Below are 13,484 nucleotides of genomic sequence, written 5' to 3' on the forward strand. Positions count from 1 at the left end.
CCTCTATTTCAATTGAAGTAGAGGTTTTTTACTGTACGCTTTTTGACGTGCTTTTTGACGTGCTTTTTGACACGCTTTTTGACACGCTTTTTGACTAAACCCTGCAACGTGCTACATTAAGCGGATAACTATGTCAGCCTATTTAAAATGCAAGACCATTTAAAACGTACTCTGTTTAAAATGTCATCTATTTAAAATAACAATGAGATAAGGAATCATCATGCAAGCGGTTTTTTTAGACAAAGGTACTTTTTCTGATAATGTCGACTTGCCAGCACCTGCTGGCGTGACTGATTACATTACCTACGAGGATACGCCTCGGGAGCTGATTATTGAGCGCTGTCAAAATGCCGACATTATTTTTACTAATAAAGTCCAAATCAATGCTGACATCATCGCCAATTTGCCCAAGCTTAAGCTTATCCAACTGACCGCAACAGGTATGAACAACGTCGATCAAGATGCCTGTGCTAAGCACGATATCGCGCTGTATAACGTTGCTGGTTACGCGGTCAAAAGCGTGCCCGAGCATACCTTTATGCTGATGCTAACTGCCATGCGTGCTGGCATCCATTATCATGAAAAAGTTGCTGACGGCACGTGGGCAAACAATGGTAATTTCTGCTTGCTCGATATTCCACTGATAGATTTGGAAGATAAGACACTGGGGATTATTGGTGTTGGCACTATTGGTAAACGCGTCACCGACATCGCCCGCGCTTTTGGGATGACGGTATTGTGGGCAGAGCATCAAGGGCGTACGCCGCGTAATGAGGATTATACGGCGTTTGAAGACGTACTGGCGCAGTCTGATGTACTGAGCTTACATTGCCCATTAAACGAGCAAACCAAGCATCTTATTAATGCAGATACTTTAGCAGAAATGGCTAAACAGCCGCTGATTGTGAATGTCGCCCGTGGTGGTATTGTCGATAGCCAAGCGCTAACTAATGCGATTAACAACGAGCAAATTATCGGTTATGCCACCGATGTATTTGAGCAAGAGCCGATTGTCAAAGACGACCCTTTATTGACCCTTGCTAACCATCCGCGGGTGATATTTAGTCCACATAATGCGTGGGGCAGTAAAAGCGCGCAAGAAACCTTGTGGCAAATCTTAAGTAAGCAGGTGACTGACTTTATTAATAACGGTCAATAGATTTAGTGCTTGATTAATAGCTAATCTAAGGATTCATTTAGCGATTAAAAAGCAACCAATCGTCTTTTATGTTACGGTATTTGAGCATCACGCGGTCACTCAGATAATTATTGGTGACTCGCCAAGGATAAATATCGCCTTGTTTTGGTAGCTCGTATTGCGCGCGCTGGACATAGCCTGCCGATAGCGCACCCATGACCGTATCTGGCTGAGCATGTGCCTCGCTATGCGCAGTTTTTGCTTGCGGCACTGCCACTTGATAACGATGCTTATGCATATGGTTGAGCAGCCGCAGCACATATTGACAAGCCAAGTCGATTTTTAGTGTCCACGAAGCATTGGTATAGCCAAATAGCGCCACCATATTTGGCACGCCTTCAATCATGACCGCCTTATAAGTCATGCGCGAGCCGATATCGATTGCTTGCCCATCGACATAGACTTTAGCGCCGCCAAGCATTTGTAGCTTTAGCCCCGTTGCGGTGACGATGATATCAGCCTCAAGGTGTTTGCCCGAGTCAAGCATGATGCCAGTCTTGGTAAAATGGCTGATTTGATCGGTCACTACGGCAGCTCGTTTGCCATATAGCGCCATAAATAAATCACTATCTGGCACGGCACAAAGCCGCTCATCCCAAGGATTATAAGCGGGCATAAAATGCGCAATATCAACCCCGCTGCCTTTTAATTCGGTTTTAACGCCACGTTTTAATAATGCTTTCATCACCTTGGGCGCAAACACCGCCGCTCGATACGTCCCTTGTTGCATCAACACATTACGCGCGCGCAGTAGCTTATAAGCTTGCGTTTTTGATAACGGCGAAAACTTACCTGCCAGCCAATCAAGCGCATAATCATCGCCCGGTACACTTGCCACATAGGTTGGCGAGCGTTGTAACATAGTGACGTGCTGCGCGCACTGCTCGCTTTCTTCATCGACCATAGCGGGCAGTAGCGTCATCGCGGTGGCACCGCTACCGATTATGACCACTTTTTTATCGTCATAATTGACGTTTTGCCAATGCTGCGGATGGATGATTTCACCTTGGAAATCTGCTTCGTTTTCAAAATGCGGGCGATAACCTTGCTCATAATCATAGTAGCCTGTAGCACCGACGACAAACTTTGCCGTTAAGGCAAATACCTCGCCGCTTACATGGTTTTTTACCGTTGCCGTCCACTGCTGACTATGGCTTGACCAAGACAGCTGCTGCACCTCATGCTGATAGCGGATATGTTCAGTGATACCAAACTCGCGCGCCGTATCAGCAATATAGTTTTTAATATCAACGCCTTTTGCCAATACTCGATGGTCCAACCACGGACGAAAGCTATAGCCAAAGGTTAAGGCATCAGAGTCGGAACGCACCCCAGGATAAGTAAATAAATCCCACGTACCACCCAAATCTGCGCGTTTTTCTAATATCACAAAGCTCTGGGTAGTTTTTTGCGGCTTTCTTTTTACTAGCTGCTTTAAGCGACTTCGGCTTTTATGCCCAAACAGCCCTTTGTGCTTTTGCTGCTGCAATCGACTGGCCATGCCGATACCGGCAATCCCAGCGCCGATGATAAGCACCTCACAATCGACGGGCGTATTCAAGGCTGCTGGCGATGATTTAGATTTAAAGCACTTTTTAATTGCCTGTTTGCCGGCAGTCATATCAAGCATAATACAATCCTTGTTTTTGCATGATGGGTTTTAATTTACATGGTCTATTTAAAATCAATCTATTTAAAAGAGAACGACTTAAAAAGGGCTTGGGCTTTCCCAATCCATCCAAGCACCAAGTGTCGGATGTTTTAGGCGTAATTGCTGGGCATGTAAATTGAGCCGTGGCGCAATCGTTAAGGCGTCACCTTCAGCATAAATTGGGTCGCCAACCATCACATGTCCGACATGTACCATATGTACACGCAGCTGATGACTGCGACCGGTAACAGGCTTTAATAGCACGCGCGTGACGGTTTGCCCGTTGCACTCTTCATGCGCCAGCACCTCATACAGCGTTAATGCATGCTTTGGCCAATTGGGATCGACTATATGCCGCGGCTTAGTTGCAGGCTCATAACGTACTGGCACTGATATCTCACCTTTAGCACCGACGCTTTGCCATTGACCAAAGACGCGCGCTTGATAGCTTTTTTGCGGCAGCCGCTCAATAAACTGCTTACTAATATGGGTTTGCGCGGCAGCATTTTTGGCAAAAATCAGCAGCCCTGAGGTATCCATATCTAAGCGATGAATCAACTTAACCGCTGGATTGGCGCGCTCAAGTCGTGCTAATAAACTCACCTTGAGCGTTTTACCATCTACGCTTAACAATCCTGCAGGCTTATCGACGACCCAAATATCATCATCTTCATAAACGGTAACGGCTTGCGCAAATTCTCGAAAAAACTCCGGTGGATACGCATTTTCTTCAGCATTCAGGGCGTCTATCTTTTCATCAGTGAAAGGCATAAAATTTAGCTACTTATAGTAATGGGTTCTATATTGATAAGGTTTCGATATTCATAAATGGGCGATATAAACAAATTACCGATACTAATTAACTTTGAGCAAAATGGGTGGTGATTGCGCAGTTAAAAATAATAATAAATTAGTATTCGACCAGTATTCAAAGCGACGACTGGATTTGCGTTAAAAATGACGATAGCGATGGCAAGTGACAGATAAAACATAACCTGTGTCGTTATGTTTCGATTTATTGTGCTAATAGTAATTGTTAAACAATTTAACCGGCCTGCATCTGTCAACTTTGAGCAAACATGTTAATATAATGGCAGAATTTCACCCCTTCTTAACCATTCTTTAGCCATTCATCTGTTTAATATGACCCTCATATTTATATAGACGGCTGGTAATAGAAATAATAAAACAAGAGAGAAAAGTTATGTCAGACCTTATTGTTAACACCACCGATGCAAACTTTGACCAAGATGTTCTACAATCAGACGTGCCAGTCCTAGTAGATTTTTGGGCAACTTGGTGTGGTCCTTGTAAAGCCATTGCGCCTATTTTAGAAGATTTAGCGACTGAGTACCAAGGTAAAGTTAAAATCGTTAAAGTCGACGTCGATAGTAACCCACAAGCGGCGAGCCGTTTCGGTATTCGTAACATTCCTACCCTGTTTGTCTTTAAAGACGGTGAAAAAGTTGATTCAGTGATGGGTCTACAGCCAAAAGCCGCATTAGCAGCCGTACTAGATAAGCATCTATAATCGTTTTTAGTAATTGTTTACTAAAAGGTTTTTATATAAAAGCCGACACCGAAAAAGCTATTGTCTACAGCAGATAATGGCTTTTTTGCTGCTTTTCTGAGCAAAAAACGAGATTATGCGAATTTTTTGGCAAAAATTATTGACAATGCCAGCTTGAAGCCCGTATAGTCTGCTGACAAGAGAAAACTAACCATTTTCCTAAGTGTCTTGTCGCTATTCTCCTCGTGTTTATCAACAAAAACACAATCGTCATTATAAAACACCACTACTGAACGCAATGACTAAACACAATTACTGATATTGAGTTTTTGACGCAGACTCTTATGTAGACTTCTTTATCTTTACCTCTTATGAGCGTGCCTGACTTTCTGGCAACGCGTCCATAAGCTGGCACGTAAAATCCAACCTACATAAACCCCAATGCTGTGCATATACCCGCTATCGCCCTATACCCGTTGTTTTAATCAATGTCTTGATTTGTGCTGATAATGGCATCTCTCATCTGATCAACTGCTAATGACCTATCTATGAATCTTACTGAATTAAAGAAAAAAACAATCGCTGAGCTATTGGCCATCGCTAAAGAAATGGGTCTTGATAATATGGCGCGTAGCCGTAAACAAGACATTATCTTTGCGATTTTAAAAACCCATGCCCGTAACGGTGAAGCCATCTATGGTGACGGCGTGCTTGAGGTTCTTCCTGATGGCTTTGGCTTTTTGCGCTCATCTGAAGGCTCTTATTTAGCAGGTCCTGACGATATTTATGTCAGCCCAAGTCAAATCCGTCGCTTTAGCCTCAAAACAGGCGACAGTATCGCGGGCACCATTCGTCCGCCAAAAGACTCTGAGCGTTATTTTGCGCTATTAAAAGTCGGTGAGATTAACTTTGATACGCCAGATCGCTCGCGTCATAAGCTGATTTTTGAGAACTTGACGCCACTATTCCCAACTGAGCAATTAAAGCTCGAGCTTGGTAATGGCACGACTGAAGATTTGACCGGTCGTATCATTGACCTGATTGCCCCAATCGGTAAAGGTCAGCGCTCAATTATCGTTGCACCGCCAAAAGCCGGTAAAACGATGCTGCTACAGACCATCGCGCAGTCGATTACTCGTAATAACCCTGAATGTTATTTAATCGTACTCTTGATTGATGAGCGTCCAGAAGAAGTCACCGAAATGGTACGTACGGTACGCGGCGAAGTGGTTGCTTCTACCTTTGATGAGCCACCACAGCGTCACGTCCAAGTGGCTGAAATGGTCATCGAAAAAGCCAAGCGTTTGGTTGAGCACAAACAAGACGTGGTCATTTTACTTGACTCTATTACCCGTCTTGCTCGCGCCTATAACACCGTGATTCCATCATCAGGTAAAGTATTGACCGGTGGTTTGGACGCCAATGCCCTTGAGCGTCCAAAACGCTTCTTTGGTGCGGCGCGTAACGTTGAAGAAGGCGGCAGCTTGACCATTATTGCCAGTGCACTTATTGATACCGGTAGTAAAATGGACAGCGTTATCTTTGAAGAGTTCAAAGGAACCGGTAACCAAGAGATTACCCTTGAGCGTGATTTAGCGGAAAAACGCGTCTTCCCAGCCATTAATATCAAAAAATCAGGCACACGCCGCGAAGAGCGCCTGCTTGATGAAGATAAATTGCGCAAGGTTTGGATTTTACGTAAGCTGCTTCAACCAATGGATGGCGTCCAAGCCACTGAGTTCTTGCTAGACCGTCTAAAAGAAGCCAAAACCAACGACGAGTTCTTTGAGCAAATGAAACGTAAATCACAAAACTAATTAATAGTTATTGTTTATTAAATTGATTAGATAGTGAATATGCAAACATAAAGACTGCCTTAGGGTGGTCTTTTTTGCTTTTTAAATGCTCGTTTAAAGACTTTCTCGCTATCTAGTCGATTCCACTTAAAAAAAATACAGGGCTGTGGGGATAATCCTTAAAAACAGTTAGCGGACTTTCATTATAAATACAATAACTCCAAGCAAAAGCCCTACCAACGATACAGTGAAGCAACATACTTTACAGGTTATTTGCAAAGCTTAGCGTTTCTACTACGCCGCGATAGACATAAACGGGCTACTATGCAAAGTAGTACTAACATCACTAGATACTTATTGTATTTTAAACTGTATATTGTATTTTAAATTTGACGACTTAATAGGTGATAATATGAAATTTGCTAAAACTTTTGCAATGACAGCCATTACTAGTTCAGCATTAATCATGACTGGTTGTAATACAGGCCCATACGGTAACGCAAACAACACCGTAAGAGGTGCTACTGCAGGCGCTGCTGCTGGTGCTCTAATTAGAAGTAAAGGCGATAGTAAAGACATCGCACGTGGTGCATTAGCGGGTGCTGCTCTTGGTGGCGCTGGTGGTTATATCTACGACCAAACTAAATAATATATTTTAGATAGCTATCAACAGACAGTTATCAAAATAAAAAGCCTGCAATTAAATTGCAGGCTTTTTTATGTTTATCTATTAAGCAATGAAGCAATACTTTTATAATGCTTCACTATTTATCATGCTCTACTACTTATAGTGCCCCACTAAAAGTATCGCAAGATTGGATATTGCCACTCTCTAAACCACGGGTAAACCACTGAACGCGCTGTTGACTGGTACCATGAGTGAAATTATCAGGTACGACTGCCCCACCACTAGCACGCGCCAAGCGATCATCACCGATTTGACCGGCAGCATTGATGGCTTCATCGATATCACCGGCTTCTAAAAACTGCACGCGCTCTTGATTACGCTGTGCCCAAACGCCCGCAAAACAATCCGCCTGTAGCTCTTGTAATACCGACAGCTTATTGGCCTGTGCACGCGTAACTTGACGACCCGCCTCATTTACTTGTTGGGTAATACCGAGCAAGGTCTGTACATGATGACCAACCTCATGAGAGATCACATACGCTTGGGCAAAATCTCCGGCTTTACCTTGGTTTTCGCTATCACCTGAGCCTTGCTCATCGCCTGTAATGCCTAAGTTTTGGCGCATCTCTACAAAAAACGACGTATCCAAATAAACCGTTTGATCACCCGGGCAATAAAAAGGTCCGGTTGCCGCACTGGCGCTGCCACAAGCGGAGCTGACTTGCCCATTAAATAAAATCAGGGACGGCTCTTTATAGGTACTGCCGGCCTCATTAAATATCTGATGCCAAACTTCTTCCGTATCCGCCAAGACTACTTTGACAAACCGTGTATCACGGTCGTCACTGGTCGCAGGCTCAGTAGAGGTATTGCTGCCACCACCTGCCACCACTTGACCGGTCTGTAGTGCAGTCATTGGGTTGACCCCAAACACCAACCATAAGATGCCAGCGATGATGATACCGCCGATACCGCCACCGATCATCTTGCCGCCACCACTGCTTGTGCGCACATTAGAGCTGCCGCGTCTGCCTTGCCATTTCATAATATCTCTCCTAAAAAATACCATAGTCACCGCTATGCGTATCGTCGTTAGTCTTGTTATATAGTTATGGATATTTAATAATTTTAAGCTCAGTCCCTTGATTGCCTATTTTATTTAGCTATTTTTCATTTTTCATTTAGCCATTAACCGTAAAAAACGAGGTCAAACAACGATTCTGATGCTGCTATTGTTTTGTTGCTAAGACTTCGTTTCTTACTACTTTTATAGACGGTTTTTATTGATAGCTTTTACGAATACTACCGCTATTTATACCCTGCTAATATTCATCATTCAATGGCTATATTTGATGATAATTGTACTGACAATAGGCCATAAATGGGTATAAACTAGCACCCTAATCATGAGAGAAAACCTTTTATAGGAAAACCCTTAAATCGTACTGATGTCATTGATTATACGTCGATTAATTTGGCTTGTTGTATTAAAAGTTATATTAAGTAGACCATGTAAACCCCTATTTACAATTTTATTGTTACTTAATTGTACAAGCTCTTTCCATGCAGAAAGAAATCATATAGAATGCGTGGAAGCTGAGTAGCTGCGATTAATACTAGTTGAATTCTGAGACATCTCGGATATTCAACCTTTTTTGCTGCTACTGATCATTTCATTTTCCCGGAGAAAACCTTATGAACTTAAAATTACTTGCTCTAGCTGGTATCATGACTGCAACTATGGGCCTTACTGCCTGTGACAGCAACAAAGAAAACGCTGCTGAAGATTTATCTGACGCACAAGAAGAAGTGCAAGATGCTTCTGAACAGTTAGACGAAGCTGCTGCTGAAGGCGAAGCTGTTCCTGCTGATGCAGAAGCTGCTGTTGCTGACGCTGAAGCTGACATCGCTGATGCACAAGCTGCTACTGCTACTGACGAAATCGATGCTGAAGTACCTGTAGACGGTACTACTACTAGCGTTGACGTAGCTAGCGAAACTCCTGCAGTAGACGCAGCTGACGAAGTTGTAGTTGAAGAACCAGCTCAGTAATTTTTATTTTTCATAATAAAAATACTGTAGTAAAAAAAAGAGAGCTTATGCTCTCTTTTTTTATGTCTGTTATTTAGGGTTTTATTAGCGCTTCAAAGGTTAGGTAGAAAATGCGTTAGGCTATGGCGCTAAATAACACTGACTACCCTATCTTGTAAATCATTTGCTTGATAAATCTAAAAAGCCAATAGAATGACTTTCATCATCGATATTGGCTCAACAGAGTAACTTATTAACAAAGTTTACTCATCAAATAAACGTTCATCAACCTGCTGACGAAATTTTTGACCGGTTTTAAAGGTAACCACACGGCGCGCAGACACCGCAACAGGCTCACCTGTCTTTGGATTACGACCGGGACGGCTGTTTTTATCTTTCAGCTCGAAGTTGCCAAAGCCTGAAAGCTTGACCTCTTTGCCATCAATCAAACTCTCTGACAATTCATCGAAAAAGTTCTCCACCAAACAGCGGCCTTCTTGGCGTGTCAGGTTAAGATGACTCATCAAATGCTCAATCATGTCAGATTTGGTTAAGGTGCTCACAGTACGACTCCTATGCTATGTCGTGATGTCGAATATCATGGTTTAGCGGTATGAGGATTAATGTTAGCTATTATAAAGGTTTTTTGCCGTCATTTTAATAAAGTCTGCAATAAAATCCTTTATTAATAACCACTTAACTTAATTTATGTCTAAAAATTTTTATCAGGTAATTTTTTTCATCAATAGCAAAGCGCCATAGCCTCGCTTATGAGGAGGCTATGGAGGATTTTATATTTTTAGGATTAGATATTAGCTGTCACGCAACTGAGCAGCGTGCTTTTCGGTTAGGGCTTGCACTACCTTATCGGTCGCTGTCTTTACCGCTTCATCAGAGAGTGTCTGTGTTCTGTCTTGCCATATCAGCGCAAAGGCTAATGAGCGTTGACCCGCTGGCACTTTATCACCTTGATACACATCAAATAGCCACATATCTGTCAATAACTCACCGGCTGCCGCGCGTATCGTCGCCTCTAACGTCTGTAAGCTAATATCGCTATCGACTAAGATGGCAATATCACGGCGTACCTGCGGGAATTTGCTTGGCGTGGTGATGGCATGCTGTTCACGTACAAGGGTTAATAATGGCGCAAGTGATAATTGAGCCACCCATGTAGCTGGCAGATCCAACTGTTTAGCGGTATTAGGATGCAATTGACCCAACCAACCGACATACTGATCATCGATATAGAGCTTGGCACTTTGACCCGGATGTAAGAAAGCAAGCTCACTACGCTCATAGCGGATACGCGCACTATCCACTTGCGCAGGTAATAACTGCTCAATATCATGCTTCAAATCATAAAAGTCTAATGCCCGGTTTTGATACGCTTGCTCGTCCCAAACATCGCCGACTGCTACTAACGCAATACTTGGCGTTTGTACCAACTCGCTAATACTTTGACCGACAAAACTAAGACCAGTTTCAAAGAAACGCACGCGCGGCTGCTGACGATTGAGGTTATATTGTACACAAGGCAATAAGCTTGACAGCAAAGTACGGCGCATTACCGCTAAGTCGCTAGAGATAGGATTGGCCAGTGCCAACACTTCTCCTAACGCTTTATCATCGAGCAAGGCTTCTATTTTTGCATCACTAAAGCTAAAGCTAATCGCTTCCATATAGCCATTATCGACCAGTGCCAGCTTCATTTGATGCGTTAAGTCTGCGGTATCGTCATAATCCATACTGACTTGCAAATGCGGTAAGACGCTTGGAATATTGTCATAACCATAGATACGCGCAATTTCTTCGATTAAATCCTCGCGGATACTCATATCAAAGCGATAAGATGGCGGCGTACAAATCAGGCTATCCGCTTGCTGCGCTACCTCAAAGCCCAATTGATTCAAAATACGTACCATCACTGCTGGTTCAATCTCAATACCGATGACATCACGGACTTTAGCAATTGGTAAAGTTATCGGTGCGCGTGCTGGTAGATGCTCACTGTTTTCCACTTTTACTATTTGCCCGGCTTGACCACCAGTAACGCTAGTAATCAAATCACAAGCACGCGCCAGTGCTAGCTCTGGCAATTCAAAATCGACACCACGCTCAAAGCGTTGTGAGGCATCAGTATGCAGACCAAAACGGCGTGCACGTGCAGCAATAGCAAGCTGGTTAAAGAAGGCGCTTTCTAAGACGATATTGGTGGTGCTATCAGTAACGCTACTGCGTTGACCGCCCATGATACCCGCGAGCGCAAGTGCGCCTTTATCATCAGCAATGACCAATTCATCACCCGTTAGAGTAATGGTTTGCTCATTTAATAAGGTAATGGTCTCGCTAGGCTCTGCCAAACGAACCACGATATCACCAACAATGGTATCGGCATCAAACGCATGTAGCGGCTGACCCAATTCCATCAACACATAGTTAGTCACGTCGACCAAAAAGTTATGCGAGCGTAATCCTGACTGGACTAGCGCATCTTGCATCCATTTCGGAGTGTCGATGCTACGATCAATATTACTGATTGACTGCAGTAAATAGCGTGGGCACGCCTCAACCGCACTTACTGTCACCGCTGGCGTTGCGCTGTTATCAGTAGCTGCTACATTGGCAGGAATCTCAGGCTGCTGCATCGGCAAATCGTTAATGACTGATATCTCGCGCGCGATACCACGTACGCTAAAGCAATCTCCGCGATTTGGGGTGATAGAGATATCTAGTATCTGATTGTCTAAACCTAAATACTCACGGATATCCATACCAATCGGTGCATCAGCTGGCAATTCAAGTAAACCATCGATGCTATCGGTTAAATCAATTTCAGAGGCACCGCAAAGCATACCGTTAGAGTCGACACCGCGTAGGTTACCGTTTTTAATTTCAAAACCTGCACCATTATCAGAAGGCAAAATGGCACCAACGGTCGCAACAGGTGCTTTCATACCGACAGTCACATTGGGCGCACCGCAAACGATTTGTAACGGTTCAGATGCACCAATATTAACCTGCGTAACGCGCAGTTTATCGGCATCTGGATGCTGTTCAACGCTGATGACTTCACCGACAATCACACCACTAAAGGCACGGGCAACCGCAAAGCGATCATCAATCTCTAGCCCTGCCATGGTGAGTTGTTCGGCCAATTGCTCACTGCTATTGTTGGGATTTACCCATTGACGTAGCCACTGTTCGCTAATTTTCATAAATATCTCGGATCAGAATTTTATAATAAAGATTTTGAATTAAAGGTTGGCAAATTAACTTGTTGTATTAACAAGGAACACTTTTTATATAAACAAAGAGCACTCTAGCCAAACTGTTTTAAGAAGCGTACGTCGTTTTGGAAAAACAAGCGCAAATCGTCGATACCGTAATATAACATCGCAAAGCGCTCAATACCCATCCCAAAAGCAAAGCCGGTGTATTTATCGCTATCAATACCGCAGTTAGTCAGCACCTGTGGATGCACCATACCGCAGCCCATGACCTCAAGCCATTTGCCATTATCATCGAGGATATCAACTTCAGCAGAAGGCTCAGTAAATGGGAAAAATGACGGACGGAAACGCACGGTCAATTCTTTGGCAAAAAACGCTTCTAAGAACTCACTAATCAAGCCTTTTAGCTCAGCAAAGGTGCTCGACTCAGTAACCATTAAGCCTTCTAGCTGATGGAACATCGGCGAATGGGTTTGGTCTGAGTCGTTGCGATAGACGCGACCTGGGCAAATAATACGAATCGGCGGCTCATTTTTTTCCATCGTGCGAATTTGCACCGGACTGGTATGCGTACGCAGTAAATAATGCGCATCAAAATAGAAGGTATCGTGCATCGCGCGTGCTGGATGATGAGAGGGAATATTAAGTGCTTCAAAATTATAATAGTCGCTCTCAACTTCAGGGCCAGTAGCGACATTAAAACCCGCTTGAATGAAATACTGCTGCATACGCTGGGTAATCATCGTCACTGGATGCAAATGACCTTTTTGACCACCGCGCGCAGGCAAGGTGATATCAATGCTTTCGCTTGCAAGCTTAGCATTTAATGCCGCCACTTCTAGCTGCTGTTGCTGCGCCGTCAATGCATCTTGAATACGGCTACGGACTTGATGTAACCAGCCACCGTAAGTTTTTTTATCATCGCTGCTAAGTTTGCCCATCTGCTTTGACCAGCCAGTTAAGGGGCTCTTTTTACCCGTCAATTGCACGCGCAAATCTTGTAATAAGCGGACATCATTGACTTGTAGGATTAAGGCTTCAGCGGCACTAGCAAACTCAGTCAACTGGGCTTCAGTTAGCTCGCTCAGTTCTGAGGATAAGGTCGGTAGCGCCGACAAATCGGTGGTAGCAGCAGGGGTAGTCATAAGACGCATTCTTCCTGATTTAAACGGACTATTAATTATAGTGATAGGTAATTGTAGGGATTTGACCAAATATTGCAAACCATTTACCCATTCATTTTAATATAAGGGCGTGTAATATGAATGGCTTGAATATTTAGACAATGAAAGGTGCAACTTTATAAAAAGCATGTTGCCTCTTAGCGGTGATAAAACCTTAGCGGTGATAAACTGACCATAAAATAATTTAATATAAAAAAAGCTACCGACCAGCGGTAGCTTTTATTAATATCGTACTATTAATCAATATTAGTCC

At 43.5% G+C, this 13,484-nt stretch carries 11 protein-coding genes; 5 read left to right on the forward strand and 6 right to left on the reverse strand.

The features are described from left to right. The first annotated feature begins 220 nt into the window (after positions 1-220). Positions 221-1,159 (forward strand): D-2-hydroxyacid dehydrogenase, encoded by a 939-nt coding sequence (locus ACP7AA_RS11255; protein WP_426223612.1) that lies wholly within the window; start codon positions 221-223, stop codon positions 1,157-1,159. Positions 1,160-1,196: 37 nt separating this feature from the next. On the opposite strand, the gene ACP7AA_RS11260 is transcribed toward ACP7AA_RS11255, so the two are convergent. Then, on the reverse strand, positions 1,197-2,828 hold the full coding sequence (locus tag ACP7AA_RS11260) for a flavin-containing monooxygenase (protein WP_426223613.1): 1,632 nt from the start codon (positions 2,826-2,828) through the stop codon (positions 1,197-1,199). A 78-nt stretch (positions 2,829-2,906) separates the two neighbouring features. After that, the gene (locus ACP7AA_RS11265; protein WP_426223614.1) at positions 2,907-3,620 is read right to left on the reverse strand and encodes an RluA family pseudouridine synthase; all 714 of its coding nucleotides are present in this window, start codon (positions 3,618-3,620) and stop codon (positions 2,907-2,909) included. A 433-nt stretch (positions 3,621-4,053) separates the two neighbouring features. Between ACP7AA_RS11265 and trxA the strand changes: the two genes are divergently transcribed. The 3 genes from trxA to ACP7AA_RS11280 all read left to right on the forward strand — a co-directional run bounded on the left by trxA (position 4,054) and on the right by ACP7AA_RS11280 (position 6,804). Further along, positions 4,054-4,380, forward strand: coding sequence for a thioredoxin (trxA, locus tag ACP7AA_RS11270; RefSeq protein WP_149490841.1), 327 nt, complete (start codon positions 4,054-4,056; stop codon positions 4,378-4,380). A gap of 527 nt (positions 4,381-4,907) precedes the next feature. After that, positions 4,908-6,176, forward strand: coding sequence for a transcription termination factor Rho (rho, locus tag ACP7AA_RS11275; protein WP_149490840.1), 1,269 nt, complete (start codon positions 4,908-4,910; stop codon positions 6,174-6,176). A gap of 391 nt (positions 6,177-6,567) precedes the next feature. Next, positions 6,568-6,804, forward strand: a complete 237-nt coding sequence (locus ACP7AA_RS11280; RefSeq protein ID WP_201563623.1) for a hypothetical protein — start codon at positions 6,568-6,570, stop codon at positions 6,802-6,804. A gap of 136 nt (positions 6,805-6,940) precedes the next feature. Here the strand turns inward: ACP7AA_RS11280 and ypfJ are convergent, their stop codons facing one another. Beyond that, on the reverse strand, positions 6,941-7,828 hold the full coding sequence (gene ypfJ / locus ACP7AA_RS11285; RefSeq protein ID WP_271134628.1) for a KPN_02809 family neutral zinc metallopeptidase: 888 nt from the start codon (positions 7,826-7,828) through the stop codon (positions 6,941-6,943). 650 nt (positions 7,829-8,478) lie between these two features. Between ypfJ and ACP7AA_RS11290 the strand changes: the two genes are divergently transcribed. Next, the gene (locus tag ACP7AA_RS11290; RefSeq protein WP_201629323.1) at positions 8,479-8,835 is read left to right on the forward strand and encodes a hypothetical protein; all 357 of its coding nucleotides are present in this window, start codon (positions 8,479-8,481) and stop codon (positions 8,833-8,835) included. Between the two features lie 242 nt (positions 8,836-9,077). Here the strand turns inward: ACP7AA_RS11290 and ACP7AA_RS11295 are convergent, their stop codons facing one another. The 3 genes from ACP7AA_RS11295 to pheS form a co-directional block, all read right to left on the reverse strand. Then, positions 9,078-9,377 (reverse strand): integration host factor subunit alpha, encoded by a 300-nt coding sequence (locus ACP7AA_RS11295; RefSeq protein ID WP_079692789.1) that lies wholly within the window; start codon positions 9,375-9,377, stop codon positions 9,078-9,080. Positions 9,378-9,626: 249 nt separating this feature from the next. After that, entirely contained in the window at positions 9,627-12,032 is a 2,406-nt protein-coding gene (gene pheT, locus ACP7AA_RS11300; RefSeq protein ID WP_426223615.1) for a phenylalanine--tRNA ligase subunit beta, read from the reverse strand. 104 nt (positions 12,033-12,136) lie between these two features. Further along, entirely contained in the window at positions 12,137-13,192 is a 1,056-nt protein-coding gene (gene pheS / locus ACP7AA_RS11305; protein WP_201563631.1) for a phenylalanine--tRNA ligase subunit alpha, read from the reverse strand. Between the last annotated feature and the right edge of the window lie 292 nt (positions 13,193-13,484).

It is taken from the genome of Psychrobacter sp. DWR1-2-3 (assembly GCF_049896465.1).
GTDB lineage: Bacteria > Pseudomonadota > Gammaproteobacteria > Pseudomonadales > Moraxellaceae > Psychrobacter > Psychrobacter maritimus.

Excerpts from the sequence above, each read along its gene's own strand:
- pheS (WP_201563631.1), bottom strand. The coding sequence starts at position 13,192 with ATGACTACCCCTGCTGCTACCACCGATTTGTCGGCGCTACCGACCTTA.
- ACP7AA_RS11260 (WP_426223613.1), bottom strand. The coding sequence starts at position 2,828 with ATGCTTGATATGACTGCCGGCAAACAGGCAATTAAAAAGTGCTTTAAA.
- trxA (WP_149490841.1), top strand. The coding sequence starts at position 4,054 with ATGTCAGACCTTATTGTTAACACCACCGATGCAAACTTTGACCAAGAT.
- ACP7AA_RS11290 (WP_201629323.1), top strand. The coding sequence starts at position 8,479 with ATGAACTTAAAATTACTTGCTCTAGCTGGTATCATGACTGCAACTATG.
- ACP7AA_RS11280 (WP_201563623.1), top strand. The coding sequence starts at position 6,568 with ATGAAATTTGCTAAAACTTTTGCAATGACAGCCATTACTAGTTCAGCA.
- ACP7AA_RS11255 (WP_426223612.1), top strand. The coding sequence starts at position 221 with ATGCAAGCGGTTTTTTTAGACAAAGGTACTTTTTCTGATAATGTCGAC.
- rho (WP_149490840.1), top strand. The coding sequence starts at position 4,908 with ATGAATCTTACTGAATTAAAGAAAAAAACAATCGCTGAGCTATTGGCC.
- pheT (WP_426223615.1), bottom strand. The coding sequence starts at position 12,032 with ATGAAAATTAGCGAACAGTGGCTACGTCAATGGGTAAATCCCAACAAT.
- ACP7AA_RS11265 (WP_426223614.1), bottom strand. The coding sequence starts at position 3,620 with ATGCCTTTCACTGATGAAAAGATAGACGCCCTGAATGCTGAAGAAAAT.
- ypfJ (WP_271134628.1), bottom strand. The coding sequence starts at position 7,828 with ATGAAATGGCAAGGCAGACGCGGCAGCTCTAATGTGCGCACAAGCAGT.